Here is a 26,510-nt window from a genome sequence, read left to right on the forward strand (position 1 = left end):
GATTACTCGGCCATCGAAGAAGAACGGGAGGTAGGGATAGGTGGAACCGGGTCATAACCACCGGGATTCCACGGATGACAGCGACCTAAACGACGAAAGGTCAGCCAGCCACCGCGAAGAAGGCCATGATTTTCGATGGCTTCTAACGCGTAGCAGGAACAACTGGGGTAGAAACGACAGTGACTGGCCATCAGGGGACTAATGGCATAGCGATAAAACTGGATCGGAACGAGTGCCAGTTTACGCATCTGGACTGTCTACCCCTACAGTTTCGGTTTTGACTGCTGGTACCGGCGAACTGCGAGCCAGGCGTTTCCAGAGTTTGCCGAAATGCTGAATCAATTCGGGGTTTTCTACGTCACCCAAACCTTTGCGCGCGACGATAACAATGTCCCAGCCGACCAGTGAATCCTGGTTCAGACGAAACGATTCGCGCATCAGACGTTTGAGGCGATTGCGCTCGACGGAGAGCTTTACGCTCTTTTTCCCGATAACCAACCCGAGACGGGGGTGATCAAGATCGTTGTTGCGCGCAAGGAGCAGGAGATTTTTCCCCGGAACCTTGCCGGTAGGGGAGTCAAAGACTGCCTTGAAATGCCGGGGAGTAAGCAGACGCTTTTCCCGACTGAAGTCCTGACTCACCTCCAGTGCCGGCTTATCAAACTGCCAGACGCGCACGACCTTTGGCGCGACGACGCGACAGTACGGCACGACCGTTCTTGGTAGCCATGCGAGCACGGAAACCGTGGGTACGAGCGCGTTTGATAGTGCTTGGTTGGAAAGTACGTTTCATTGTCGTGTTACCTGGTTCGTCCACAACGGGCCGGAATGGCCCCCGTTTTAAGAGACCGGGGATTCTAGAGAAAGCAAGCCTTCAGGTCAATTTCCAACCAGCGTTTCCTTATAAATAGATCTCCAGGCGTTTTGCGCTGAACGAACCGCGGGTAAATATAAAAATAAGAAAGGAAAGTATTTAAAGCTTTTCTGTAAAGCTTATAAAAGCTAGGCCCGCACCCTTCTGTGGATAAGTGCCTTTATCCCTTGTTTTACCTGCTGTACAGAGAATGACAACTACAGTGGAAAACCGTGTTCAGCCTGTGCTGCGCTATCGGATAACCTGTGTGTGGAAAGCCGGTTTATCCACAGGCCGGTTATCCACCGAGTTTCGCCCCCACTTGTGCAATGACCTTAACCCCGGTTATCCACAGAGCTTATGCACAGACCACTGGTCGTCTTTTTTGCGTATGAAACGGCGATTCTTCTTGGTCGATGAACCACCTTCGTGTGGATAAGTCGGCGTCTGGTCGCTACAATGGCCGCTTGTTTTTGCCTCACCGGCTTTCAACTTAGGGGATATCCGTGTCAGTGGAACTTTGGCAGCAGTGCGTGGAGCTTCTGCGCGATGAACTGCCTGCCCAACAATTCAACACTTGGATCCGTCCACTACAGGTCGAAGCCGAAGGCGACGAGTTGCGTGTCTATGCACCCAATCGTTTTGTTCTGGACTGGGTCAACGAAAAGTACCTGGGGCGTGTTCTCGAATTGCTCGATGAGCACGGCAATGGCATGGCGCCTGCGCTTTCCTTATTAATAGGCAGCAAACGCAGTTCGGCACCGCGTGCCGCGCCAAATGCTCCCCTGGCAGCCGCCGCTTCCCAGGCCCAGGCTGCTCAAACACCCGCCAGTCCGCCGCCGCCAGCACCTGCTGCGGCTTCGACCAAGCGCACCACGCAAAAAATGGCCGAGGTCACCGAGGAAGAACCTTCCCGTGACAGCTTCGATCCGATGGCCGGCGCCAGTTCGCAACAGGCCCCGGTTCGTGCCGAGCAACGTACCGTGCAAGTCGAAGGTGCGCTCAAGCACACCAGTTACCTGAACCGCACCTTTACCTTCGAGAATTTCGTCGAAGGTAAATCCAACCAGTTGGCACGCGCCGCCGCCTGGCAGGTGGCTGACAACCCCAAGCACGGTTACAACCCGCTCTTCCTTTATGGTGGCGTTGGCCTGGGTAAAACCCACTTGATGCACGCTGTGGGTAACCACCTATTAAAGAAGAACCCGAACGCCAAGGTGGTGTACCTGCATTCCGAGCGTTTCGTGGCGGACATGGTCAAGGCCCTGCAACTGAATGCGATCAACGAATTCAAACGCTTCTACCGTTCGGTGGATGCGTTGCTGATCGATGACATTCAGTTCTTCGCCCGTAAAGAGCGTTCCCAGGAAGAGTTTTTCCACACCTTCAACGCCCTGCTCGAAGGTGGCCAGCAGGTCATTCTCACCAGTGACCGCTACCCGAAAGAAATCGAAGGCCTTGAAGAACGCCTCAAATCCCGCTTTGGCTGGGGCCTGACCGTAGCGGTCGAGCCACCGGAGCTGGAAACCCGCGTGGCGATCCTGATGAAGAAGGCCGATCAGGCCAAAGTCGAGCTGCCGCATGACGCCGCGTTCTTCATTGCCCAGCGTATTCGCTCCAACGTCCGTGAGCTGGAAGGCGCGCTCAAACGCGTGATCGCCCACTCGCACTTCATGGGGCGCGATATCACCATCGAGTTGATTCGCGAATCCCTGAAGGACTTGTTGGCGTTGCAGGATAAACTGGTCTCTGTGGATAACATTCAGCGGACCGTCGCCGAGTACTACAAGATCAAGATCTCCGACTTGCTGTCCAAGCGTCGTTCTCGCTCGGTCGCACGTCCGCGTCAGGTTGCAATGGCTTTGTCCAAAGAGTTGACTAACCACAGCCTGCCGGAAATCGGCGACGTGTTTGGCGGCCGCGACCATACGACTGTTTTGCACGCCTGCCGCAAGATCAACGAACTTAAGGAATCCGACGCGGACATCCGCGAGGACTACAAGAACCTGCTGCGTACACTGACCACTTGATGAACACCAGCGCAGCTAATTAAGGCAAGGGACTAGACCATGCATTTCACCATTCAACGCGAAGCCCTGTTGAAACCCCTGCAACTGGTCGCAGGCGTCGTCGAACGCCGCCAGACCTTGCCGGTGCTCTCCAACGTGCTGCTGGTTGTCGAAGGCCAGCAATTGTCGCTGACCGGTACCGACCTGGAAGTCGAGCTGGTTGGTCGTGTTCAACTCGAAGAGCCGGCGGATCCGGGTTCCATCACCGTGCCTGCGCGCAAGCTGATGGACATCTGCAAGAGCCTGCCAAACGATGCGCTGATCGACATCAAGGTCGATGAGCAGAAGCTTGTGGTCAAGGCCGGCCGTAGCCGCTTCACCTTGTCGACGCTGCCGGCCAACGACTTCCCAACCGTGGAAGAAGGCCCGGGCTCGCTGACCTGCAGCCTGGAGCAAAGCAAGCTGCGCCGTCTGATCGAGCGCACCAGCTTCGCCATGGCCCAGCAGGACGTGCGTTACTACCTCAACGGCATGTTGCTGGAAGTTTCCGCTGGTGTGATCCGCGCCGTGGCCACCGACGGTCACCGCCTGGCCATGTGCTCGATGCAGGCCGATATCGGTCAACCGGATCGTCACCAGGTGATCGTACCGCGCAAAGGTATCCTCGAACTGGCACGCCTGCTCACCGAGCCGGATGGCAATGTCAGCATCGTTCTGGGTCAGCACCACATCCGCGCCACCACCGGTGAGTTCACCTTCACCTCGAAACTGGTCGACGGCAAATTCCCGGACTACGAACGCGTTCTGCCAAAAGGCGGCGACAAGCTGGTACTGGGCGATCGCCAGGCGCTGCGCGAAGCGTTCAGCCGTACCGCGATCCTGTCCAACGAGAAGTACCGTGGTATCCGTCTGCAACTGGCCAGCGGTCAGTTGAAGATCCAGGCGAACAACCCGGAGCAGGAAGAAGCGGAAGAGGAAGTGGGCGTCGAATACAACGGTGGCTCTCTGGAAATCGGCTTCAACGTGAGCTACCTGCTCGACGTGCTGGGCGTGATGACCACCGAGCAGGTTCGTCTGATCCTGTCCGACTCCAACAGCAGTGCGCTGGTGCAGGAATCGGATAACGACGACTCGGCCTACGTTGTCATGCCGATGCGTCTGTAATCATGCCCAGCAGAAGCTAGATGTCCTTAAGTCGCGTCTCGGTCACCGCGGTGCGCAATCTGCACCCGGTGACCTTCTCCGCCTCCCCCCGCATCAATATCCTTTACGGCGCCAACGGCAGCGGCAAAACCAGTGTTCTGGAAGCCATCCATCTGCTGGGGCTTGCCCGTTCGTTTCGCAGCACCCGGCTATTGCCGGTCATTCAATACGAGCAACTGGCATGCACGGTCTTTGGCCAGGTTGAACTGGCTGAGGGTGGGCACAGCGCCCTGGGCATTTCGCGGGATCGCCAAGGCGAATTCCAGATCCGTATCGATGGACAGAACGCGCGCAGCGCCGCGCAACTGGCGGAAATCCTGCCATTGCAACTGATCAATCCTGACAGCTTTCGATTGCTGGAAGGTGCGCCGAAGATTCGCCGACAGTTTCTCGACTGGGGCGTGTTCCACGTGGAACCGCGCTTCATGTCAACCTGGCAGCGCCTGCAGAAGGCCCTGCGCCAGAGAAACTCTTGGCTGCGGCATGGTACACTTGACGCCGTTTCGCAAGCGGTTTGGGACAGGGAACTGTGCCAGGCCAGCGCTGAAATTGATGAATACCGCCGCGCTTATATCAAAGCCTTGAAACCAGTCTTTGAACAAACCTTGAGCGAACTGGTTGAGCTTGAAGGCTTGACGCTCAGCTATTACCGCGGCTGGGACAAGGACCGTGAACTGAGTGCTGTGCTCGCCGGGTCTCTGCAGCGGGACCAGCAGATGGGGCATACCCAGGCCGGACCACAACGTGCTGATTTGCGTCTCAGACTGGGCGCACACAACGCCGCGGACATCTTGTCCCGTGGCCAGCAGAAGTTGGTGGTTTGCGCATTGCGGATTGCCCAGGGGCACCTGGTCAGCCAGGCTCGACGCGGTCAGTGTATTTATCTGGTGGATGACTTGCCGTCCGAGCTGGACGAGCACCACCGTCGCGCGCTTTGCCGCTTGTTGGAAGACTTACGCTGCCAGGTATTTATCACCTGTGTAGATCACGAATTATTGAGGGAAGGCTGGCAGACGGAAACGCCAGTCGCTCTGTTCCACGTGGAACAGGGCCGTATCACCCAGACCCACGACCATCGGGAGTGAAGGCATTGAGCGAAGAAAATACGTACGACTCAACGAGCATTAAAGTGCTGAAAGGCCTGGATGCCGTACGCAAACGTCCCGGTATGTACATTGGTGATACCGACGATGGCAGCGGTCTGCACCACATGGTGTTCGAGGTGGTCGATAACTCGATCGACGAAGCGCTCGCCGGCTACTGCGACGACATCAGCATCATCATCCACCCGGATGAGTCCATCACCGTTCGCGACAACGGCCGTGGCATCCCGGTAGACGTACACAAAGAAGAAGGCGTTTCGGCAGCCGAGGTCATCATGACCGTGCTGCACGCCGGCGGTAAATTCGACGACAACTCCTATAAGGTTTCCGGCGGTCTGCACGGTGTGGGTGTGTCGGTCGTTAACGCCCTGTCGGAAGAGCTGGTCCTGACCGTTCGCCGTAGTGGCAAGATCTGGGAACAGACTTACGTCCACGGTGTTCCGCAAGAGCCGATGAAAATCGTTGGCGACTCCGAAACCACCGGTACGCAGATCCACTTCAAGGCTTCCAGCGAAACCTTCAAGAACATCCACTTCAGCTGGGACATCCTGGCCAAGCGGATTCGTGAACTGTCCTTCCTCAACTCCGGTGTCGGCATCGTCCTCAAGGACGAGCGCAGCGGCAAGGAAGAGCTGTTCAAGTACGAAGGTGGCCTGCGTGCGTTCGTTGAATACCTGAACACCAACAAGACCCCGGTCAACCAGGTGTTCCACTTCAACATCCAGCGTGAAGACGGCATCGGCGTAGAAATCGCCTTGCAGTGGAACGACAGCTTCAACGAGAACCTGTTGTGCTTCACCAACAACATTCCACAGCGCGACGGCGGCACTCACCTGGTAGGTTTCCGTTCTGCACTGACGCGAAACCTGAACACCTACATCGAAGCAGAAGGCCTGGCGAAGAAGCACAAGGTCGCCACTACCGGTGACGATGCCCGTGAAGGCCTGACCGCGATCATTTCGGTGAAGGTACCGGATCCGAAGTTCAGCTCCCAGACCAAAGACAAGCTGGTGTCTTCCGAAGTGAAGACCGCGGTCGAACAGGAAATGGGCAAGTACTTCTCCGACTTCCTGCTGGAAAACCCGAACGAAGCCAAGCTGGTCGTCGGCAAGATGATCGACGCGGCCCGTGCCCGTGAAGCGGCACGTAAGGCCCGCGAGATGACCCGTCGCAAAGGCGCGCTGGACATCGCCGGCTTGCCGGGCAAACTGGCGGACTGCCAGGAAAAGGACCCTGCCCTGTCCGAACTGTACCTCGTGGAAGGTGACTCCGCGGGCGGCTCTGCCAAGCAGGGACGTAACCGCAGGACCCAGGCGATTCTGCCCCTCAAGGGTAAGATCCTGAACGTCGAGAAGGCTCGCTTCGACAAGATGATCTCTTCCCAGGAAGTAGGCACCTTGATCACCGCGCTCGGCTGCGGCATCGGTCGCGAAGAGTACAACATCGACAAGCTGCGCTATCACAACATCATCATCATGACCGATGCTGACGTCGACGGTTCGCACATCCGTACCTTGCTGCTGACCTTCTTCTTCCGTCAGTTGCCGGAGCTGATCGAGCGTGGCTACATCTACATCGCCCAGCCGCCGCTGTACAAAGTGAAGAAAGGCAAGCAAGAGCAATACATCAAAGACGACGACGCCATGGAAGAGTACATGACGCAGTCGGCCCTGGAAGATGCGAGCCTGCACCTGAACGAGGAAGCACCGGGTATCTCCGGCGAAGCCCTTGAGCGTCTGGTGAACGACTTCCGTCTGGTCATGAAGACCCTCAAGCGTCTGTCGCGCCTGTACCCACAGGAACTGACCGAGCACTTCATCTACCTGCCGGCGGTCAGCATGGATCAACTGTCCGATCACGCAGCGATGCAGGATTGGCTGGCCCAGTACGAAGTGCGTCTGCGCACCGTCGAGAAGTCGGGCCTGGTCTACAAGGCCAGCCTGCGTGAAGATCGTGAACGTAACGTCTGGCTGCCAGAGGTCGAACTGATCTCCCACGGCCTGTCGAACTACGTCACCTTCAACCGCGACTTCTTCGGCAGCAACGACTACAAGACCGTGGTTTCCCTGGGCGCTCAACTGAGCACCTTGCTGGACGACGGCGCGTACATCCAGCGTGGCGAGCGCAAGAAGCAGGTCACCGAGTTCAAGGAAGCCCTTGAGTGGTTGATGGCCGAAAGCACCAAGCGTCACACCATCCAGCGATACAAAGGTCTGGGCGAGATGAACCCGGATCAGCTGTGGGAAACCACCATGGACCCGGGCTCGCGCCGCATGCTCAAAGTGACCATCGAAGACGCCATTGGCGCGGACCAGATCTTCAACACCCTGATGGGTGATGCGGTCGAACCTCGTCGTGACTTCATCGAAAGCAACGCCCTGGCGGTGTCTAACCTGGACTTCTGATTCCGGTCGCCCCGCCATACAAAAGGCCAACGCTCTTGCGTTGGCCTTTTTATTTGTTGAGGTCAAAAGATCGTAGCTTTCGGCAGCTCCTACAGGCAGAAATTGATATCCCTGTAGGAGCTGCCGAAGGCTGCGATCTTTTGATTTTTCCCCACCTGTTTCACTCTCGACTCGTTTTGTACACCGCCTGAAACATCCACATTACAGGCATAAAAAAACCGGCTATATCAGCCGGTTTTTTTACGTCCAAAAAAAACTTATGCACGTTTTTATGGGATTTATCATTCTAAGAAATATGTAAAAAAATCATAAAGTTACGTACAAATAACGACGGTTTTAAAGGAAACGGTACACAGGTTATCCACAGAATCTCAGACAGCCACCTGGTCGTTTGAAACCGGTGCTTGCGGAGCCGGTGGCAGTGAGCCCATTTCCCGTTGCATCTGCTCGTTCCAGGCCTGGACCCGGTCGTTCAATTCAGCAATGGCTCGTGGTCCGGTGCCTTCGGCATACATCGGTGTGCCAATGATCACGGTGATGACGCCCTGCTTCTTCGCCCAACCAGTTTTCGGCCAGAACTTGCCGGCGTTGTGCGCAATCGGCAGCACGGGCAATTCTGCGTTGACCGCCAATGCACTGCCACCTCGCGAGAACTTTCCGATGGTGCCGTAAGGAACGCGCGTGCCTTCGGGGAAGATCAGCACCCAGACATTGTCCTTGAGCAACTCATCGCCCTTCTGCGCCACATGCTTGAGTGCGGCTTTCGGGTTGTCGCGATCGATGGCGATCGGTCGCAGCATGGCCATGGCCCAACCGAAGAACGGCACATAGAGCAATTCGCGTTTGAGCACCTGGCTCAGCGGCGAGAAGTAGGCAGAGAGAAAGAACGTCTCCCACGTGCTCTGGTGGTTCGACTGAATGACGCAAGGCCGTTTAGGGACGTTCTCGGCACCCTTCACTTCGTAGCGGATACCCAGAAACGCTTTGCTCAGCCACAAGGCGCAGCGGCACCAGTACACGTTGATGAAGCGATAGCGCGCCTTGAACGGCAGAAACGGCGCGATAAAAAAACTCAGGCTGCACCACAGCAAGGAGCTGGTGCCCAGCAGCAGGTAAAAGAGGAAGGTTCTGATGGCCTGCAGTATCGACATGGTGACGGTTACCGTGCGGGCTTTGCCCGTCTATATAAAGCGCACTTCCGATCACTCCCTGGTCAGGAGTCTCGAAAACGCTCTAATTGTGGATAAGTTCTGCGGCAATCGCCGCCAGATCGTCAAAAATCAAGGTGCCTGCCGGTAAGGTCTTGCCCAAGGTTTTTTCGCCTTTTCCGGTCTTAACCAAAACTGGCTGTGAATCGACGGCTTTAGCGGCTTCCAGGTCACCAAGGCTATCGCCGACGAACCATAGATCAGTCAGCGATACGTTGTAATGTGCGGCGATGCTTTTCAACATCCCGGGTTTCGGCTTGCGGCATTCGCAGCCTTCGTCCGGCCCGTGGGGGCAGTAGACGATCAGGCCGACTTCACCACCCTGCTCCGCCACCAACGCGCGCAAGCGCTCGTGCATGGCATCCAGGGTAGCGAGGTCGTAGTAGCCGCGAGCGATGCCCGACTGGTTGGTAGCGACTGCTACCGTCCAGCCGGCCTTGCTCAACTGCGCGATGGCTTCGATCGAACCGGGGAGTGGAATCCACTCCTCCACCGACTTGATGTAAGCGTCGGAGTCGTAATTGATCACCCCGTCCCGATCGAGAATCAGCAGTTTCAAACAGTCTTACCCCAGCAACGAAATATCGGCGACGCCGAGGAACAACCCACGCAGACGCGCCAGCAATGCATAACGGTTGGCGCGGACTTTTGCGTCTTCCGCGTTGACCATCACGGCTTCGAAGAACGCATCCACCGGCTCGCGCAATGCAGCCAGGCGTGCCAGGGATTCGCTGTACTGACGCGAGGCGGCCATTGGCTGTACAGCCTGGTCAGCCTGCTGGATCGCCGAGTACAGGGAGAACTCGTTGGCATTGTCGAAGTACTTGGCTTCCACGACTGTAGGCACCGAACCTTCGACCTTGCTCAGCAGGTTCGACACACGCTTGTTCACCGCGGCCAGGGCAGCGGCTTCCGGCAATTTGCGGAAGGCCTCTACCGCTTGCACGCGCTGGTCGAAGTCCAGGGCCGAGCCTGGCTTCAGGGCACGCACCGACAGGTAGGTGGCGACATCGACGCCTTCGTCTTCGTAACGGGCACGCAGACGGTCGAAGATGAACTCCAGCACCGAGTCATTGAGGCCGGCAGCCTTGACCTTGGTACCGAACGCATCCACGGCGAAAGCCACGGCCTCGGTCAGGTCCAGGTCCAGTTGTTTCTCGATCAGGATGCGCAACACGCCCAGTGCCGCTCGGCGCAGGGCATACGGGTCCTTGCTACCGGTCGGCAGCATGCCGATGCCGAAAATACCGACCAGCGTATCGAGCTTGTCGGCGATGGCCACGGCCGCACCGGTCAGGGTGGACGGCAATTCAGCGCCGGCACCACGCGGCATGTACTGCTCGTTCAGGGCCAGGGCGACATCTTCCGGCTCGCCATCGTTGAGGGCGTAGTAGTAACCGGCGACACCTTGCATCTCCGGGAACTCGCCGACCATTTCGGTCGACAGGTCGCACTTGGACAGCAGGCCGGCACGAGCGGCCCACGCGGCGTTGCCGCCGATGCGTTGAGCGATGAACGCAGCCAGTCTGGAAACACGCTCGGCCTTGTCGTAGACGCTGCCGAGTTTTTCCTGGAACACCACGTTCTGCAGGCGCTGGTTGAAGTCTTCGAGCTTCTGCTTCTTGTCTTGCTTGAAGAAGAACTCGGCGTCGGTCAGGCGTGGGCGAACCACTTTCTCGTTACCGGCGATGATCTGCTGCGGGTCTTTGCTTTCGATGTTGGCCACGGTGATGAAGCGTGGCAGCAACTTGCCGTCGGCATCCAGCAGGCAGAAGTACTTCTGGTTGTCCTGCATGGTGGTGATCAGGGCTTCCTGCGGCACGTCGAGGAAGCGTTCCTCGAACGAGCACACCAGCGGCACCGGCCACTCGACCAGCGCAGTCACTTCATCGAGCAGGGCCGGCGGAACGATTGCCGTGCCTTCCTGACGGGTGGCCAGCTCTTCGGTGCGCTTGCTGATGATCTCGCGACGCTCGTTGGCATCGGCCAGCACGTAGGCGGCACGCAGGTCGGCCAGGTAGCTGGACGGCGAACCGATACGCACGCTTTGCGGGTGATGGAAGCGGTGACCACGGGAATCGCGACCGGCTTTCTGGGCGAGGATGGTGCAGTCGATGACCTGGTCACCGAGCAGCATCACCAGCCATTGGGTCGGACGCACGAACTCTTCCTTGCGCGCACCCCAGCGCATGCGTTTCGGGATCGGCAGGTCGTTCAGCGAATCTTCGACGATGGTCGGCAGCAGGCTCGCGGTCGGCTTGCCGGCGATGCTCTGGCTGTAGCGCAGTTTCGGGCCGCTCTGATCGATTTCGCTCAGTTCGACGCCGCACTTCTTGGCAAAACCCAGTGCTGCCTGGGTCGGGTTGCCTTCGGCATCGAATGCAGCCTGACGTGGCGGGCCATCGAGGTTGATGCTGCGATCCGGCTGCTGGGTGGCCAGCGAGGTGATCAGCACAGCCAGGCGGCGCGGCGCGGCATAAACGGTTTTGGTCTCGTAGTTCAGGCCGGCAGCTTGCAGGCCCTTGTCGATACCGGCAAGAAACGCCTCGGCCAGGGTGTTCAGGGCTTTGGGTGGCAGTTCTTCAGTGCCCAGTTCAACCAGAAAATCCAGAGCACTCATTGTGCAGCCTCCAGCTTGGCCAGTACTTCGTCACGCAGGTCCGGGGTCGCCATCGGGAAGCCCAGCTTGGCACGAGCCAGCAGGTAGGCTTGCGCAACGGAACGCGCCAGGGTGCGTACACGCAGGATGTATTGCTGACGCGCGGTCACCGAGATTGCCCGGCGCGCATCCAGCAGGTTGAAGGTGTGGGAAGCCTTCAACACCATTTCGTAGCTCGGCAACGGCAGCGGCTGGTCGAGCTCGATCAGGCGCTTGGCTTCGCTTTCGTAGAAATCGAACAGTTCGAACAGCTTGTCGACATTGGCGTGTTCGAAGTTGTAGGTCGATTGCTCCACTTCGTTCTGGTGGAACACGTCGCCGTAGGTCACTTTGCCGAACGGACCGTCAGCCCAGACCAGGTCGTAGACCGAGTCCACGCCTTGCAGGTACATGGCCAGACGCTCGAGGCCGTAGGTGATCTCGCCGGTCACCGGGTAGCACTCGATGCCGCCCGCTTGCTGGAAGTAAGTGAACTGCGTCACTTCCATGCCGTTGAGCCAGACTTCCCAGCCCAGACCCCAGGCGCCGAGGGTCGGCGATTCCCAGTTGTCTTCGACGAAGCGGATGTCGTGGACCAGCGGGTCCAGGCCGACGTGCTTGAGGGAGCCCAGGTACAGTTCCTGGAAGTTGTCCGGGTTCGGCTTCAGGACCACCTGGAACTGGTAGTAGTGCTGCAGACGGTTCGGGTTTTCGCCGTAGCGGCCGTCAGTCGGGCGGCGGCTTGGCTGCACGTAGGCGGCGTTCCAGGTTTCCGGGCCAATGGCGCGCAGGAATGTAGCGGTGTGGAAAGTGCCGGCGCCTACTTCCATATCGTAGGGCTGAAGTACCACACAACCTTGCTCGGCCCAGTATTGCTGGAGGGCGAGGATCAAGTCTTGGAAGGTACGCACGGCTGGCGTAGGCTGGCTCACGAAATTCACCTGTTTCTTGGGCTGCGATTTAAAGAGCGGGAGTATACCCGATTCATTGCTGCGCACGCCCCCTGGAGCCTTATGCCACGCTGCTTTTGGTGTTCCGAAGATCCGCTGTACATGGCTTATCACGATCAGGAGTGGGGCACGCCGCTACGCGATGCGCAGGGATTGTTCGAGTTGCTTTTGCTCGAAGGGTTCCAGGCCGGGCTTTCCTGGATCACCGTGCTGCGCAAACGCGAGCATTATCGTCAGGTGATGTTTGGTTTTGATGTCCAGCGCGTGGCGCAGATGAGCGATGCCGAAATCGACGAACTGATGCTCGATCCGGGCATCATCCGCAACCGCCTCAAGCTCAACGCGGCCCGGCGCAATGCCCAGGCCTGGCTGGCGCTTGAGGACCCGGTGGCGTTTCTCTGGTCGTTCGTCGGTGGCACGCCTGTGATCAATCATTTCAAGGACCGCAGCGAAGTCCCGGCTGTGACGCCAACCGCCGTGGAAATGAGCAAAGGCCTGAAAAAAGCCGGTTTCACGTTCGTCGGGCCGACCATTTGCTACGCGCTGATGCAGGCCTCGGGCATGGTCATGGATCACACTCGGGACTGCGACCGCTACGCGCAGTTGGCGAACGGCGGTTAGAATGGCCGCCTCGCGCACAGCACAAGATCAGGAGTGACCTGTGGATAAGTTGAAAGGCGCCTTGCTGGTAGGCGCTCTGCGGCTGTTTGCCTTGCTTCCGTGGCGGTCCGTGCAGGCCGTGGGCTCGGCGATTGGCTGGGTCATGTGGAAAACCCCGAACCGTTCCCGCGACGTGGTACGGATCAACCTGTCCAAGTGCTTTCCGGACATGGACCCCGCCGAGCGCGAACGTTTAGTCGGACAGAGCCTTAAAGACATCGGCAAGTCCCTGACCGAAAGCGCCTGCGCCTGGATCTGGCCGGCCCAGCGCTCCATCGACCTGGTGCGCGAGGTCGAAGGCCTCGACATTTTGAAGGACGCCCTCGCCTCCGGCAAAGGCGTGGTTGGCATCACCAGCCACCTGGGTAACTGGGAGGTGCTCAACCACTTCTATTGCAGCCAGTGCAAACCGATCATTTTCTACCGCCCGCCAAAATTGAAGGCGGTGGACGAGTTGCTGCAAAAGCAACGGGTGCAACTGGGTAACAAGGTCGCTGCTTCCACCAAGGAAGGCATCCTCAGCGTCATCAAGGAAGTGCGCAAAGGTGGTGCAGTGGGCATTCCCGCTGACCCGGAACCGGCCGAATCCGCCGGGATCTTCGTGCCGTTCTTCGCCACCCAGGCACTGACCAGCAAATTCGTGCCGAACATGCTCGCCGGTGGCAAAGCGGTCGGCGTGTTCCTGCATGCCCTGCGCCTGCCCGACGGTTCAGGCTACAAAGTGATCCTCGAAGCCGCGCCAGAGGCCATGTACAGCACCGATACGGCGGAGTCCTGTGCGGCCATGAGTAAAGTGGTCGAGCGTTATGTCGGGGCCTATCCGAGCCAGTACATGTGGAGCATGAAGCGCTTCAAGAAGCGGCCACCGGGTGAAGAGCGCTGGTATTGATTCAATTGGCATGATCTGTGGATAACCCTGGGATCGGGGGTTATCCACAACCGTTCATCAAAGGGCGCAGAAGATGTCCGAACACCGCAAGTCATTCCGCATCAAGATCAGTCACGAAAACATCGGCGAATGCCTGGGCCAGACGCGCAACCTGTCGACCACCGGGGTTTACGTCAAGCATCCGAAACTGTCGGCGTTGCCCCGGGGCGCGGTGGTCTACGGGCGGGTGCAAGACTTACCCACAGGCGCACCGCGGGTACGCATGGAAGTGGTGTTGGTGGATGCCGAAGGGATTGGCTTGCGCTATCTCTGAACGGAGCGATCCAGCTTTTTCAGAAACACCGTCATTTCCTTTTCTGCCTGCTTGTCGCCATGGTTGCGAGCGGCTTCCAGGCCTTGTTCCCAGGCCTGCCGCGCGGCCGCAAAGTCCGCCAGCGCCAGATGGGCCTTGCCCAGCAGTTTCCACGCCGCCGAATACTTCGGATCGAATTCGACGCAGCGCTGAAAATGCTCCGCCGCCTTGGCGTTCTCCCCCAGATCCAGATAACCCTTGCCCAGGCCGAAGCGCAGCAAAGCGTTATCCACACCCTTGGCGAGCATTTTTTCCAGGGATTCGATCATCGGTGGATTCCTTGCCTGAAGCATTTCAGGCGTTGATTTGTTGTAGGAGCGAGCTTGCTCGCGATGGTCGTCAACGATAATGCAGGAAACCAGACACCCCGCGTCGCTCTCGGGTTCTTCGCGAGCAAGCTCGCTCCTACAAAGGCAGGCCAGCGCTAAATCCGGATCAGAAGAAGCTCAACCCCACATGGAACAACTTCTCCACATCGCGAATATGTTTTTTATCCACAAGGAACAGAATCACATGGTCGCCCGCTTCGATCACGGTGTCGTCGTGGGCGATGATCACTTCTTCGTCGCGGATAATCGCACCGATGGTGGTGCCCGGCGGCAGGCCGATGTTCTCGATGGCCTTGCCGATCACCTTGCTTGATTTCGCATCGCCATGGGCAATCGCCTCGATGGCCTCTGCCGCGCCACGGCGCAGCGAGTGCACGCTGACGATGTCGCCACGGCGTACGTGGGCCAGCAAGGTGCCGATGGTGGCCAGTTGCGGGCTTATGGCGATGTCGATGTCGCCGCCCTGGATCAGATCGACATAGGCCGGGTTGTTGATGATGGTCATCACCTTCTTCGCACCGAGGCGCTTGGCCAGCAGCGAAGACATGATATTGGCTTCGTCGTCGTTGGTCAGGGCGAGGAACAGGTCGGCGTCGGCAATGTTCTCTTCCATCAGCAGGTCGCGGTCCGAGGCGCTGCCCTGCAAAACCACGGTGCTGTCGAGGTGGTCCGAGAGGTGACGGCAGCGTGCCGGGTTCATCTCGATGATCTTTACCTGATAACGGCTTTCGATGGCTTCGGCCAGACGCTCGCCGATCTGCCCGCCACCGGCGATGACAATGCGTTTATAGGTTTCGTCGAGACGGCGCATTTCGCTCATGACCGCGCGAATGTTCGCTTTGGCGGCAATGAAAAACACCTCGTCGTCGGCCTCGATCACGGTATCGCCCTGGGGCAGGATCGGCCGGTCGCGACGGAAAATGGCGGCCACGCGGGTTTCGACGTTCGGCATGTGTTCACGCAACTGTCGCAGTTGCTGGCCCACCAGCGGCCCGCCGTAGTACGCCCGCACCGCCACCAGTTGCGCCTTGCCTTCGGCGAAGTCGATTACCTGCAGGGCGCCGGGATGCTGGATCAGGCGCTTGATGTAGTTGGTCACCACTTGTTCCGGGCTGATCAGCACGTCCACCGGAATCGCTTCATTCTGGAACAACTGCTCTTCGCGGGTCAGGTACGCGGCCTCACGAACCCGGGCGATCTTGGTCGGGGTGTGGAACAGGGTATGGGCGACCTGGCAGGCGACCATGTTGGTTTCGTCGCTGTTGGTCACGGCGACCAGCATGTCGGCGTCGTCGGCGCCGGCCTGACGCAGCACGGTCGGAAACGAACCGCGGCCCTGCACCGTGCGGATGTCCAGGCGGTCGCCAAGGTCGCGCAGGCGTTCGCCATCGGTGTCGACCACAGTAATATCGTTGGCTTCACTGGCCAGGTGTTCCGCCAGCGAACCGCCGACCTGCCCTGCACCGAGGATGATGATTTTCATCCAGTCACTCCATTGAATCCGTTTAACCGCGCGCGGCGGCGATCTTGATCAGCTTGGCGTAGTAGAACCCGTCGTGGCCGCCTTCCTGGGCCAGCAACTGGCGACCATGGGGCTGCTTGATGCCGGCCGTCGTGGCGAGGTCCAGTTCACGGGCGCCCGGCGTGCGGGCGAGGAACGCTTCGATGACTTCGGTGTTCTCGGTCGGCAGCGTTGAGCAGGTGGCGTATAGCAGAATGCCGCCGACTTCCAGGGTGTTCCACATGGCGTCGAGCAGCTCGCCTTGCAGCAGCGCCAGCGCGGCGATGTCGTCGGGCTGGCGGGTCAGCTTGATGTCCGGATGACGACGGATCACGCCCGTTGCCGAGCATGGTGCGTCCAGCAGGATGCGCTGGAATGGCTTGCCGTCCCACCACGCCTGCGTGTCGCGGCCGTCGGCGGCAATCAGTTCGGCGCTCAGTTTCAGGCGTTCGAGGTTTTCCCGCACTCGCACCAGGCGCTTGGCTTCCAGGTCTACCGCCACCACTCCGGCCAGTTTTGGTTCGGCTTCGAGAATATGGCAGGTCTTGCCGCCGGGTGCGCAGCAGGCGTCCAGTACCCGTTGGCCCGGTGCCAGATCGAGCAGATCAGCGGCCAGTTGCGCCGCTTCGTCCTGCACGCTGATCCAGCCCTCGGCGAAACCCGGCAGGCTGCGCACGTCGGCGGCGGCTTCGAGCACGATACCGTCACGGCTGTAGACACAGGGTGTGGCGGCGATACCGGCGTCGGTCAGCAAACCGAGGTAGGCATCCCGGCTGTGATGGCGACGGTTGACCCGCAGGATCATTGGCGGATGCGCGTTGTTGGCGGCGCAGATGGCTTCCCATTGCTCTGGCCAGAACGCCTTCAGGGATTTCTGCAGCCAGCGTGGGTGGGCGGTGCGCACCACCGGATCGCGTTCCAGTTCGGCGAAAATCGTTTCGCTTTCGCGCTGAGCGTTACGCAGAACCGCATTGAGCAAGGCCTTGGCCCACGGCTTTTTCAACTTGTCGGCGCAACCGACCGTCTCGCCAATCGCGGCATGGGCCGGGACGCGGGTGTAGAGCAACTGATAGAGGCCGACCAACAGCAGCGCCTCAACATCGGCATCGGCAGCCTTGAATGGCTTTTGCAGCAACTTGGCCGCCAGCGCCGACAAACGTGGCTGCCAGCGTGCGGTGCCGAACGCCAGGTCCTGGGTGAAGCCGCGATCACGGTCCTCGACCTTGTCTAACTGCGTCGGCAGCGAACTGTTGAGCGAGGCTTTTCCGTTCAGGACAGCGGCAAGTGCCTTGGCGGCGGCCAGACGCGGATTCATTGAGCGTCCGCCGCTTGACCGAGGACGGTGCCGGTGGCGAATTTCTCGCGGCGGCTGTTGAACAGGTCGCTGAAGTTCAGCGCCTTGCCGCCGGGCAATTGCAGACGGGTCAGGCACAAGGCCTGCTCGCCGCACGCGACGATCAGACCGTCCTTGCTGGCGCTGAGGATTTCACCCGGGGCGCCCTTGCCTTCGGCGAGGTTGGCAGCCAGCACCTTCAGTGCTTCGCCATTCAAGGTGCTGTGGGTGATCGGCCACGGGTTGAAGGCACGCACCAGACGCTCCAGTTCAAGCGCCGGACGAGTCCAGTCGATGCGAGCTTCGTCCTTGTTCAATTTGTGCGCGTAGGTGGCCAGGCTGTCGTCCTGCACTTGGCCTTCCAGCGTACCCGCGGCGAGGCCGGCAATCGCCTGAACCACGGCCGGTGGACCCATTTCGGCCAGACGGTCGTGAAGGCTGCCGCCAGTGTCTTCGGCACTGATCGGCGTGGTGACTTTAAGCAGCATCGGCCCGGTGTCGAGGCCGGCTTCCATGCGCATCACGGTCACGCCGCTTTCGGCATCACCTGCTTGCACGGCACGCTGGATCGGCGCCGCACCGCGCCAGCGCGGCAACAGCGAGGCGTGACTGTTGATGCAACCCAGGCGCGGAATATCCAGCACCACTTGCGGCAGGATCAGGCCGTAGGCGACCACTACCATCAAGTCCGGTTCCAGCGCGGCCAGTTCGGCTTGTGCGTCTTCGTTGCGCAGGGTTGGCGGCTGCAGCACCGGGATGTTGTTCTCCAGAGCAAGCTGCTTGACCGGGCTCGGCATCAGTTTTTGCCCGCGACCGGCCGGACGATCCGGTTGGGTGTAGACCGCGACGATCTCGTAAGGGCTGTGCAGCAGGGCCTTGAGGTGTTCGGCGGCGAATTCCGGGGTGCCGGCAAAGACAATGCGCAGTGGCTCAGTCATGGGTGACGTCTCTTGAAAAGAAAAAGGCTTGCCGCAGCAAGCCTTTGAAGATGGGCATCAGGCGTTCTGGCGATGAAGCTTTTCCAGTTTCTTCTTGATGCGGTCGCGTTTGAGCGTGGACAGGTAATCGACGAACAATTTGCCATTGAGGTGGTCGCATTCGTGCTGGATGCACACCGCGAGCAAATCTTCGGCGATCAGTTCGTAGGGCTTGCCGTCGCGGTCCAGTGCCTTGACCTTGACCCGTTGCGGGCGATCGACGTTTTCGTAGAAGCCCGGCACCGACAGGCAGCCTTCCTGGTACTGGCCCATGTCGTCGGTCAGCGGTTCGAGCTCGGGGTTGATGAACACTCGAGGCTCGGTGCGGTCTTCGGAGAGGTCCATCACGACGATACGTTTGTGCACGTTGACCTGGGTAGCGGCGAGGCCGATGCCAGGCGCTTCATACATTGTTTCAAACATGTCGTCGACCAACTGACGCACTTCGTCGTCCACTACGGCCACTGGCTTGGCGATAGTGCGCAGACGCGGATCAGGGAATTCGAGGATGTTTAAAATGGCCATAAGCTTGATCAGTGCACGTGTGAAGTAAGGTCGGGTCGATGGCCTGGCGGGTCCGAAGAAATGCAGGCTACCGTTGTAAAACGTAGCTCCCTTCTGTTGACAAGCAAGTTTTGACAAGCATGCCGGGAGCGAGCCACTGACGGCTCTGGCGTTTCACGCGAATGCACATAATAAAGGGATTCACCGCATGAGGAAATCACTACTCGCCCTGCTGCTCCTGGCTTCGGCAGGTTGGGCGTACGGGCAGGTGCAACTTCGGGAAGATATTCCCACCATAAAGCTGTCGCCTCAGGTTCGCAGCAGCCCGGTGACCGAGGTTATCCCCGGCATTGCGCTGAAATCGATCAACAGCTTTCTGCTGAGCAACCGCATCGTCGACAAGGCCGAGGATTTCACCCAGGCGCCTTACATCGTCGCTGGTGATTCCGAACGGGTGCTCAGCGGCGCGGGTGACCGCATCTTTGCCCGTGGCCATTTCGATCCGGCGCAACCGGCTTACGGTATCTTCCGCCAAGGCAAGGTCTACACCGATCCGCAGAGCAAGGAAATCCTGGGGATCAACGCCGACGACATCGGCGGCGGCGATGTCGTGGCCATCGAAGGTGACGTCGCCACTCTGGAGTTGCAACGCACGACCCAGGAGGTCCGCCTCGGCGATCGTTTGTTCAGCGGTGAAGAGCACGCGATCAACTCGACCTTCACGCCTAGGGCGCCGAGCCACGAAATCAACGGTCTGATTATCGATGTTCCGCGCGGGGTCACGCAGATCGGCGAGTTGGACGTGGTTACGCTGAACAAGGGGCAGCGCGACGGTCTGGTCGAAGGCAATCTGCTGGCAGTGATGAAAACCGGTGAAACAGTGCGGGACCGGATCACCGGTCAGCCGTTGAAAATTCCCGATGAACGCGCCGGTCTGCTGATGGTTTTCCGTACCTACGACAAACTCAGTTATGGGTTGGTGCTCAGCGCTTCGCGCTCGCTGTCGGTGATGGATAAGGTACGAAATCCGTAAGAGTGTTTCACAAGTTACCAACAGAGTTATCCACAGCTTATTCCCGTTTGTACGGGTGCTCATAACGATCAAGGATGATCCATGTCGCTGCCTGCCGTTACACCGGTTTCCCCCGCGGAACTGGAAGCTCGTTTACGTCTGCACCGTTTGCCGGAACTCGGCCCGGCGCGTTTCAGGAAATTGCTCGAAGCCTTCGGCTCGGCATCCAAAGCCCTCAGTGCACCGGCCAGTGCCTGGCGCGCGCTGGGTTTGCCACTGGCCTGTTCCGAGGCCAGGCGTAGCGCTGAGATCCGTGACGGCGCTAGTCATGCATTGGCCTGGCTGGAGCATCCGGCCCAGCATTTGCTGATGTGGGACCAACCGGACTACCCGGCGCTGCTGGCACAAATCAGCGATGCACCACCGCTGTTATTTGTCGCCGGCGATCCCGGCATTCTGGAAAAACCACAACTGGCGATGGTTGGCAGCCGTCGCGCTTCCCGGCCGGGGATGGACACCGCTGCTGCGTTTTCCCGCAGCCTGGCGGGTGCTGGTTTTGTCATTACCAGCGGCCTGGCCCTGGGCATTGACGCTGCCGCACACCAGGCCGCGCTCGACGTCGGCGGGCAAACGGTGGGTGTGCTCGGCACGGGGCTCGAGAAGTTTTATCCACAGCGCAATAGACGCCTGGCGGACGCCATGATCGCCTCGGGCAGCGCGGTACTTTCGGAGTTTCCGCTGGATGCAGGTCCCAGCGCCGGCAACTTCCCCCGGCGCAACCGGATCATCAGCGGTTTGTCCCTCGGGGTGCTGGTGGTCGAAGCCAGTGTCGCCAGCGGTTCACTGATCACCGCGAGGCTGGCGGCGGAACAGGGGCGCGAGGTGTTTGCGATGCCCGGGTCGATCCATCATCCCGGTGCCCGCGGCTGCCATCAGTTGATCCGTGACGGTGCGGTGCTGGTGGAAACCATCGAACATATCCTCGAAGCCTTGCGCGGCTGGCAACGACTGCCGTTATCCACAGAATCCTTTACCCCTGAAACGACTCACCCCCTGTTGAAGTTGCTGCATGCCGCACCTCTGACCAGTGAAGCGTTGGCCGACGCAAGCGGCTGGGCCTTACCGAAAGTGCTGGCGGCGTTGACGGAACTGGAAATGGACGGTCGCGCTATTTGCGAAAGCGGGCGCTGGTTTGCACGGGTGAGCTAGGTTTTATAAACAAGATCGGTAAACTGCGCAGAGCCTTATTCTGGAGAGTTTTTCATGGTCAACAGTTGGCGTGTGCAACAAGCCGCGCAAGCAATTCGCGCCGGGGCGGTGATTGCCTACCCAACCGAAGCAGTCTGGGGCCTGGGTTGTGACCCGTGGGACGAGGAAGCGGTGGAGCGTCTGCTGCTGATCAAGGGGCGGTCTGAGGATAAAGGGCTGATCCTGGTCGCCGACAACATCCGTCAGTTCGATTTCCTCTTCGAAGACTTCCCCGAATTGTGGATGGACCGCATGGCCAGTACCTGGCCGGGACCGAACACCTGGCTGGTGCCGCACCAGAACCTGCTGCCGCAGTGGATAACCGGTGTGCATGAAACCGTGGCGCTGCGGGTCAGCGATCACCCACTGGTGCGGGACTTGTGCGCACTGGTCGGGCCGCTGGTGTCGACGTCAGCCAACCCGCAGGGACGCCCGGCGGCACGCACGCGGCTTCGCGTCGAGCAGTACTTCCGTGGGCAGTTGGATCTGGTACTGGGTGGCAATCTGGGCGGGCGCAAGAACCCGAGCGTGATTCGCGATCTGGCGACCGGCAAGGTTGTGCGCCCGGATTGAGACCGGGTTGACCTCATTCGCGAGCAAGCCCGCTCCCACACTGGATCTTTGTCGTTCACAAATCCAGTGTGGGAGCGGGCTTGCTCGCGAAGGGGCCCTACCAGTCAACTACCCATTCAGGGCAACAGAACAACCGAACCCGTCGTACGCCGTGCCGACAACTCGGTCTGCGCCTTCGCCGCGTCAGCCAGTGGAAAACGCTGACTGATGTCCACGGTCAGCTTGCCGCTGATGATCATCTCGAACAACTCGTCGGCCATGCGTTGCAGGTTCTCGGCGTTGTTCGCATAAGTGCCCAGGGTCGGCCGAGTCACGTACAGCGAGCCTTTCCCCGCCAGGATCCCCAGGTTCACGCCGTCGACCGCGCCGGACGCATTGCCGAAACTCACCACCAGGCCACGCGGTGCGGCGCTGTCGAGTGACGTCAGCCAGGTGTCCTTGCCAACGCCGTCGTACACCACCGGGACTTTTTTGCCGTCGGTCAATTCCAGCACGCGCTGGGCGACGTTTTCATGGCTGTAGTCGATGGTCGCCCAAGCACCGTTGGCCTTGGCCAGTGCGGCTTTCTCGGCCGAACTGACCGTACCGATCAGCTTCACGCCCAAGGCCTTCGCCCATTGGCAGGCCAGTGAGCCTACCCCGCCGGCTGCGGCGTGGAACAGGATGGTTTCGCCACCCTTGAGTTCATAAGTCTGACGCAGCAGGTACTGCACGGTCAGGCCCTTGAGCATCACGCCAGCGGCCTGTTCGAAGCTGATGGCGTCCGGCAGTTTCACCAGATTGGTCTCGGGCAACACATGAACTTCGCTATAGGCGCCCAGAGGGCCGCTGCCATAGGCCACGCGATCGCCGATCTTGAAGCGGGACACGTCGCTGCCGACCGCCTCGACCACGCCTGCACCCTCCGAGCCGAGGCCCGATGGCAGGGATGGCGGCGGGTACAGGCCGCTACGGTAATAGGTGTCGATGAAGTTCAGGCCGATGGCCTTGTTGGTTACGCGCACTTCCTTCGGACCTGGCTCGGCGGGTTGGTAATCCACATACTCGAGCATTTCGGGGCCGCCATGGGCGCGGAACTGGATACGCTTTGCCATCGGAACTCTCCATAGGTCGTTTTACCAAGCGCCCTATCGGACTCCTAAGCTTGATCTTCGTCAACTGCGACGGGTGGACTTGCGATGGTATGCTACGGGCCCATTTGCGCTGCCCCCCGCTCCAATGGAGCGCCGCGTAGTTTTGCCCGATTCAAGGTGATGACATGACGACCCGCACCGAGGCCGTAAAAGCCTACCTGCTCGACCTGCAAGACCGTATCTGCGCCGCCCTGGAGGCCGAAGACGGTGGCACGCAATTCGTTGAAGACGCCTGGACCAGGCCGGCCGGCGGTGGCGGTCGCACCCGCGTGATTGAAAACGGCACGGTGATTGAAAAGGGTGGCGTGAACTTTTCCCATGTCTTTGGCAGCGGTCTCCCACCCTCAGCCAGCGCCCACCGGCCGGAACTGGCGGGTCGTGGTTTTGAAGCCTTGGGCGTGTCGCTGGTGATTCACCCGCACAACCCCCATGTGCCGACTTCCCACGCCAACGTGCGCTTTTTCATCGCTGAAAAAGAAGGTGAAGAACCGGTCTGGTGGTTTGGCGGCGGCTTCGACCTGACCCCGTATTACGGTAACGAAGAAGACTGCATCCACTGGCATCGCATCGCCGAGCAGGCCTGTGCGCCGTTCGGCCCGGACGTCTACCCGCGTTACAAGGCCTGGTGCGACAGCTACTTCCACATCAAGCATCGTCACGAGCCGCGTGGCATCGGCGGGCTGTTTTTCGACGACCTGAACGAGTGGGATTTCGACACCAGTTTCGCCTTCATGCGTGCCATCGGTGACGCCTACATCGATGCTTACCTGCCGATCGTGCAGCGTCGCAAGAACGACGCGTTCACGGCTAAACAGCGCGAGTTCCAGGAGTTCCGCCGTGGCCGCTACGTTGAATTCAATCTGGTCTACGACCGCGGCACGTTGTTCGGCCTGCAATCGGGCGGGCGTACCGAGTCGATCTTGATGTCGCTGCCACCGCAAGTGCGCTGGGGCTACGACTGGAAGGCCGAGCCTGGCAGCGAAGAAGCGCGCCTGACCGAGTACTTCCTGCAGGACCGCGATTGGTTGGCCGAAGCTTGAACGAGGAATCCTGATGGACCGTTATGTCGTATTCGGTAACCCGATTGGCCACAGCAAATCACCGTTGATCCACCGCCTGTTCGCCGAGCAGACCGCGCAAAAGCTGGACTACAACACAATGCTGGCGCCACTCGACGACTTTTCCACCTGTGCCCGGACGTTTTTCCTTGAAGGACGCGGCGCCAATGTGACGGTGCCGTTCAAGGAAGAGGCCTACCGGCTGGCGAACAGCCTGACGGCGCGGGCGCAGCGCGCCGGTGCGGTCAATACCTTGAGCAAACTGGCCGATGGCAGTCTGTTGGGCGACAACACCGACGGTGCCGGGCTGGTGCGGGACCTGACGGTCAACGCCGGATTCAGCCTCAAGGGCAAACGCATCCTGTTGCTTGGTGCTGGCGGCGCGGTGCGCGGTGCCCTGGAGCCGCTGCTGGCCGAGCAACCGGCTTCGGTGATCATCGCCAACCGTACGGTGGACAAGGCCGAGTTGCTGGCTGAACTGTTCTGCGATCTGGGGCCGGTCTCGGCCAGTGGCTACGACTGGTTGCAAGAGTCGGTGGACCTGATCATCAACGCGACTTCCGCGAGCCTCACGGGCGATGTGCCGCCGATTGCGCCGAGCCTGATCGAACCGGGCAAAACGGTGTGCTACGACATGATGTACGGCAAGGAGCCGACCTCGTTCTGCCACTGGGCCAGCGAACACGGGGCTGCGGTGGTTATGGATGGCTTGGGGATGCTGGCCGAGCAGGCCGCGGAAGCGTTTTTCCTGTGGCGCGGCGTGCGACCGGATACAGCGCCGGTGCTCGCTGAGTTGCGTCGGCAGTTGGCCCTTTAAAAGCTTCGCGAGCAGGCTCGCTCCCACAGGGGGTCACCAAGAACCTGTGGGAGCGAGCCGGCTCGCGAATGGCGCGACACCGATTTCGGCTCAATCCTCAAACCGGATCGGGCATTTCTCCGCCCCTTCCAGCTTCCTCAGCTCTTCCACCACCTGCGGCCGGGCCCGGCGCAAGGTCAGGCTGCGGTCCTGGCGCAGCAATCGTCGCGCCTCCTGGTGCAGCATTTCCACCCCAGAGTAATCGATGAAGTTGATCTGCTGCGCCTCGATCACCACGCGCGCGCCGTGCATGCGTTGCAGGCGTACTTGCAGGTAGTGGCTGGCACCGAAAAAGATCGAACCGCCGACCCGCAGAATGTCCTCCTCGCCATCACGTACATGCTGCACCCATGGCTGCGATGTGCGTTTGAGATAGAAAAAAAGCGAGGCCAGTACGCCGGCGTAGATCGCCGTCTGCAATTCCAGCAGCAGCGTAGCGACGCAGGTCAGCGCCATGACCACGAACTCGGCGCGGCTGACCCGCAACAACGCGCGAATGCCGCGATGGTCCACCAGGCCCCAGGCGATCAACAGAATGCTGCCGGCCATGGCCGGAATCGGGATATGCGCGATCAGGCTCGCGCCGAAGATCGCGAACAGCGCAACCCACAATGCCGAAAAAATCCCGGCCAGTGGCGAACAAGCGCCCGCTTCATAGCTCAGGCCTGAGCGAGTGAAAGAGCCGGCCGACAGCGATCCGGAAAAAAACGCGCCGACCATGTTCGACAAGCCCTGGGCGCGAACTTCCTGGTTGGCGTCGAGTAATTGCTGCGAACGAGCCGAGATCGAGCGGGCAATCGACAGGCTGGTGACCAGCCCGAGCATGCCAACCGCCACGGCGCTGGGCAGCAGGCGCAGGATCAGATCGAGATCCAGCGGCAACGGACTGAAAGGCGGCAGCTTGCCGGTGAAGGCGCTGACCAGTTGCACATGGCCGAACATCGACGGCCAAAGCCAGACCAGCAATCCGCCAAGGATCAGGGTGATCAGTAGCGTCGGCCAGCGTGGCAACCACAGTTTGAGGGTCACGCCCACCACCACCGTTGCCAGCCCCAGCGCCAGCGAAGCTTTGTCCATTTCGCCGAGATGGCGCAATAACGTGATGAAACTATCCAGCGCGGTGGCTTGGCTGGGCAAGTCCAGTCCCAGCAGGTTAGGCAACTGACCGATGGCAATCACCACGGCAGCACCCAGGGTGAAGCCGAGTACCACCGAGTGCGAGACGAAATTCACCAGCGCGCCAAATCGCAGCAAACCCAGCAGCCATTGAAAGATGCCGGCCAGTAAGGTGAGCAACAGGATCACGGTGACGTAGTCCTGCGTCGCCGGAACGGCCAGAGGACTGACGCTGGCATACAGGACAATCGAGATGGCCGCTGTAGGACCGCAGATCAAATGCCACGACGAACCCCAGAGGCAGGCGATCAGCACCGGGATGATTGCGGCGTACAGGCCGTATTCCGGTGGGAGACCAGCGATGAGCGCGTAGGCAATGGATTGCGGCAACGCCAGAATCGCGCCGCTGAGGCCGACAATCAGGTCACGACCGACGCTGGCGCGGGTTTGCCGAGGTAGCCAGCTGAGGAATGGGAAGAGTGAATGGCGGCTTGGCAGGGCCATGGGGCCTCTCGGTCGGGAATTTTGCGCAAGGGTAGCAGGACATGATCTGTGGGAGCGGGCTTGCTCGCGAAGGCGGTGGGTCAGACAACATTAATG

The 26,510-nt window shown here is 59.9% G+C and carries 26 protein-coding genes; 12 read left to right on the top strand and 14 right to left on the bottom strand.

The features are described 5' to 3' along the window. Positions 1 to 2: 2 nt before the first annotated feature. Genes yidD through rpmH form a run of 3 tightly spaced genes read right to left on the bottom strand, consistent with a single transcriptional unit; the run spans position 3 to position 793 of the window. Positions 3 to 248 carry a membrane protein insertion efficiency factor YidD gene (gene yidD, locus BSF40_RS05995; RefSeq protein ID WP_010207715.1) on the bottom strand — a complete coding sequence of 82 codons (246 nt, stop codon included), beginning with the start codon at positions 246 to 248 and terminating at the stop codon, positions 3 to 5. Continuing rightward, the gene (rnpA, locus tag BSF40_RS06000) at positions 241 to 642 is read right to left on the bottom strand and encodes a ribonuclease P protein component (protein WP_015097448.1); all 402 of its coding nucleotides are present in this window, start codon (positions 640 to 642) and stop codon (positions 241 to 243) included. The genes yidD and rnpA overlap by 8 nt, the downstream gene beginning before the upstream one ends. Before the next feature lie 16 nt (positions 643 to 658). Then, on the bottom strand, positions 659 to 793 hold the full coding sequence (gene rpmH / locus BSF40_RS06005; RefSeq protein WP_003213577.1) for a 50S ribosomal protein L34: 135 nt from the start codon (positions 791 to 793) through the stop codon (positions 659 to 661). 566 nt (positions 794 to 1,359) lie between these two features. Here rpmH and dnaA point away from each other — a divergent pair. Genes dnaA through gyrB form a run of 4 tightly spaced genes read left to right on the top strand, consistent with a single transcriptional unit; the run spans position 1,360 to position 7,573 of the window. Continuing rightward, the gene (dnaA, locus tag BSF40_RS06010) at positions 1,360 to 2,883 is read left to right on the top strand and encodes a chromosomal replication initiator protein DnaA (RefSeq protein ID WP_095964415.1); all 1,524 of its coding nucleotides are present in this window, start codon (positions 1,360 to 1,362) and stop codon (positions 2,881 to 2,883) included. Positions 2,884 to 2,922: 39 nt separating this feature from the next. Next, positions 2,923 to 4,026: a DNA polymerase III subunit beta gene (gene dnaN / locus BSF40_RS06015; RefSeq protein ID WP_007969885.1), complete on the top strand. Its 1,104-nt coding sequence runs from the start codon at positions 2,923 to 2,925 to the stop codon at positions 4,024 to 4,026. Between the two features lie 20 nt (positions 4,027 to 4,046). Beyond that, on the top strand, positions 4,047 to 5,150 hold the full coding sequence (recF, locus tag BSF40_RS06020) for a DNA replication/repair protein RecF (RefSeq protein ID WP_095964416.1): 1,104 nt from the start codon (positions 4,047 to 4,049) through the stop codon (positions 5,148 to 5,150). A gap of 5 nt (positions 5,151 to 5,155) precedes the next feature. Further along, the gene (gyrB, locus tag BSF40_RS06025) at positions 5,156 to 7,573 is read left to right on the top strand and encodes a DNA topoisomerase (ATP-hydrolyzing) subunit B (protein ID WP_007969881.1); all 2,418 of its coding nucleotides are present in this window, start codon (positions 5,156 to 5,158) and stop codon (positions 7,571 to 7,573) included. 371 nt (positions 7,574 to 7,944) lie between these two features. Here gyrB and BSF40_RS06030 read toward each other — a convergent pair whose 3' ends face one another. From BSF40_RS06030 to glyQ, 4 genes are all read right to left on the bottom strand, one after another. Beyond that, positions 7,945 to 8,724, bottom strand: a complete 780-nt coding sequence (locus tag BSF40_RS06030; RefSeq protein WP_095964417.1) for a 1-acyl-sn-glycerol-3-phosphate acyltransferase — start codon at positions 8,722 to 8,724, stop codon at positions 7,945 to 7,947. 82 nt (positions 8,725 to 8,806) lie between these two features. Next, positions 8,807 to 9,340: a D-glycero-beta-D-manno-heptose 1,7-bisphosphate 7-phosphatase gene (gene gmhB / locus BSF40_RS06035; protein WP_095964418.1), complete on the bottom strand. Its 534-nt coding sequence runs from the start codon at positions 9,338 to 9,340 to the stop codon at positions 8,807 to 8,809. A gap of 6 nt (positions 9,341 to 9,346) precedes the next feature. Further along, positions 9,347 to 11,401, bottom strand: coding sequence for a glycine--tRNA ligase subunit beta (gene glyS, locus BSF40_RS06040; RefSeq protein ID WP_095964419.1), 2,055 nt, complete (start codon positions 11,399 to 11,401; stop codon positions 9,347 to 9,349). Next, positions 11,398 to 12,351 (bottom strand): glycine--tRNA ligase subunit alpha, encoded by a 954-nt coding sequence (glyQ, locus tag BSF40_RS06045; protein WP_003187265.1) that lies wholly within the window; start codon positions 12,349 to 12,351, stop codon positions 11,398 to 11,400. The genes glyS and glyQ overlap by 4 nt, the downstream gene beginning before the upstream one ends. Before the next feature lie 81 nt (positions 12,352 to 12,432). On the opposite strand from glyQ, the gene BSF40_RS06050 reads away from it, so the two are divergent. The 3 genes from BSF40_RS06050 to BSF40_RS06060 all read left to right on the top strand — a co-directional run bounded on the left by BSF40_RS06050 (position 12,433) and on the right by BSF40_RS06060 (position 14,231). After that, positions 12,433 to 12,990 carry a DNA-3-methyladenine glycosylase I gene (locus BSF40_RS06050; protein ID WP_007985082.1) on the top strand — a complete coding sequence of 186 codons (558 nt, stop codon included), beginning with the start codon at positions 12,433 to 12,435 and terminating at the stop codon, positions 12,988 to 12,990. 40 nt (positions 12,991 to 13,030) lie between these two features. Continuing rightward, complete coding sequence (locus tag BSF40_RS06055) at positions 13,031 to 13,918, top strand: lysophospholipid acyltransferase (RefSeq protein WP_095964420.1); 888 nt, start codon at positions 13,031 to 13,033, stop codon at positions 13,916 to 13,918. 73 nt (positions 13,919 to 13,991) lie between these two features. Continuing rightward, positions 13,992 to 14,231: a pilus assembly protein PilZ gene (locus BSF40_RS06060; protein WP_095964421.1), complete on the top strand. Its 240-nt coding sequence runs from the start codon at positions 13,992 to 13,994 to the stop codon at positions 14,229 to 14,231. Here the strand turns inward: BSF40_RS06060 and BSF40_RS06065 are convergent. The 5 genes from BSF40_RS06065 to def form a co-directional block, all read right to left on the bottom strand. Further along, positions 14,222 to 14,539: a tetratricopeptide repeat protein gene (locus tag BSF40_RS06065; RefSeq protein ID WP_095964422.1), complete on the bottom strand. Its 318-nt coding sequence runs from the start codon at positions 14,537 to 14,539 to the stop codon at positions 14,222 to 14,224. The two genes, BSF40_RS06060 and BSF40_RS06065, sit on opposite strands and share 10 nt — an antisense overlap. Positions 14,540 to 14,705: 166 nt before the next feature. Beyond that, a complete protein-coding gene (gene trkA / locus BSF40_RS06070; protein WP_046042728.1) occupies positions 14,706 to 16,082 on the bottom strand; it encodes a Trk system potassium transporter TrkA in 1,377 nt (458 codons plus the stop codon). Positions 16,083 to 16,104: 22 nt separating this feature from the next. Continuing rightward, complete coding sequence (gene rsmB, locus BSF40_RS06075; RefSeq protein ID WP_095964423.1) at positions 16,105 to 17,415, bottom strand: 16S rRNA (cytosine(967)-C(5))-methyltransferase RsmB; 1,311 nt, start codon at positions 17,413 to 17,415, stop codon at positions 16,105 to 16,107. After that, positions 17,412 to 18,371 carry a methionyl-tRNA formyltransferase gene (gene fmt / locus BSF40_RS06080; protein WP_095964424.1) on the bottom strand — a complete coding sequence of 320 codons (960 nt, stop codon included), beginning with the start codon at positions 18,369 to 18,371 and terminating at the stop codon, positions 17,412 to 17,414. Before fmt ends, rsmB begins: the two co-directional genes overlap by 4 nt. Positions 18,372 to 18,428: 57 nt before the next feature. Next, on the bottom strand, positions 18,429 to 18,935 hold the full coding sequence (def, locus tag BSF40_RS06085; protein WP_007969867.1) for a peptide deformylase: 507 nt from the start codon (positions 18,933 to 18,935) through the stop codon (positions 18,429 to 18,431). Positions 18,936 to 19,122: 187 nt separating this feature from the next. On the opposite strand from def, the gene BSF40_RS06090 reads away from it, so the two are divergent. From BSF40_RS06090 to BSF40_RS06100, 3 genes are all read left to right on the top strand, one after another. Next, entirely contained in the window at positions 19,123 to 19,947 is an 825-nt protein-coding gene (locus BSF40_RS06090) for a peptidoglycan-binding protein (protein ID WP_095964425.1), read from the top strand. A gap of 81 nt (positions 19,948 to 20,028) precedes the next feature. Further along, on the top strand, positions 20,029 to 21,135 hold the full coding sequence (gene dprA / locus BSF40_RS06095; protein WP_095964426.1) for a DNA-processing protein DprA: 1,107 nt from the start codon (positions 20,029 to 20,031) through the stop codon (positions 21,133 to 21,135). A gap of 54 nt (positions 21,136 to 21,189) precedes the next feature. After that, on the top strand, positions 21,190 to 21,747 hold the full coding sequence (locus BSF40_RS06100) for an L-threonylcarbamoyladenylate synthase (protein WP_095964427.1): 558 nt from the start codon (positions 21,190 to 21,192) through the stop codon (positions 21,745 to 21,747). 116 nt (positions 21,748 to 21,863) lie between these two features. Here BSF40_RS06100 and BSF40_RS06105 read toward each other — a convergent pair whose 3' ends face one another. After that, positions 21,864 to 22,841, bottom strand: a complete 978-nt coding sequence (locus BSF40_RS06105) for an NADPH:quinone reductase (protein WP_095964428.1) — start codon at positions 22,839 to 22,841, stop codon at positions 21,864 to 21,866. 164 nt (positions 22,842 to 23,005) lie between these two features. Here BSF40_RS06105 and hemF point away from each other — a divergent pair, with 164 nt between their 5' ends. Both hemF and aroE read left to right on the top strand, forming a co-directional pair. Continuing rightward, a complete protein-coding gene (gene hemF, locus BSF40_RS06110; protein ID WP_015092863.1) occupies positions 23,006 to 23,920 on the top strand; it encodes an oxygen-dependent coproporphyrinogen oxidase in 915 nt (304 codons plus the stop codon). Positions 23,921 to 23,933: 13 nt separating this feature from the next. Next, positions 23,934 to 24,755: a shikimate dehydrogenase gene (gene aroE / locus BSF40_RS06115; RefSeq protein WP_095964429.1), complete on the top strand. Its 822-nt coding sequence runs from the start codon at positions 23,934 to 23,936 to the stop codon at positions 24,753 to 24,755. Positions 24,756 to 24,845: 90 nt separating this feature from the next. Here aroE and BSF40_RS06120 read toward each other — a convergent pair whose 3' ends face one another. Next, positions 24,846 to 26,414, bottom strand: coding sequence for a SulP family inorganic anion transporter (locus tag BSF40_RS06120; protein WP_095964430.1), 1,569 nt, complete (start codon positions 26,412 to 26,414; stop codon positions 24,846 to 24,848). Positions 26,415 to 26,510: the final 96 nt, after the last annotated feature.

The sequence above is a fragment of the Pseudomonas sp. ACN5 genome (assembly GCF_002303975.1).
In the GTDB taxonomy this organism is placed as follows: Bacteria; Pseudomonadota; Gammaproteobacteria; order Pseudomonadales; family Pseudomonadaceae; genus Aquipseudomonas; species Aquipseudomonas laurylsulfatiphila.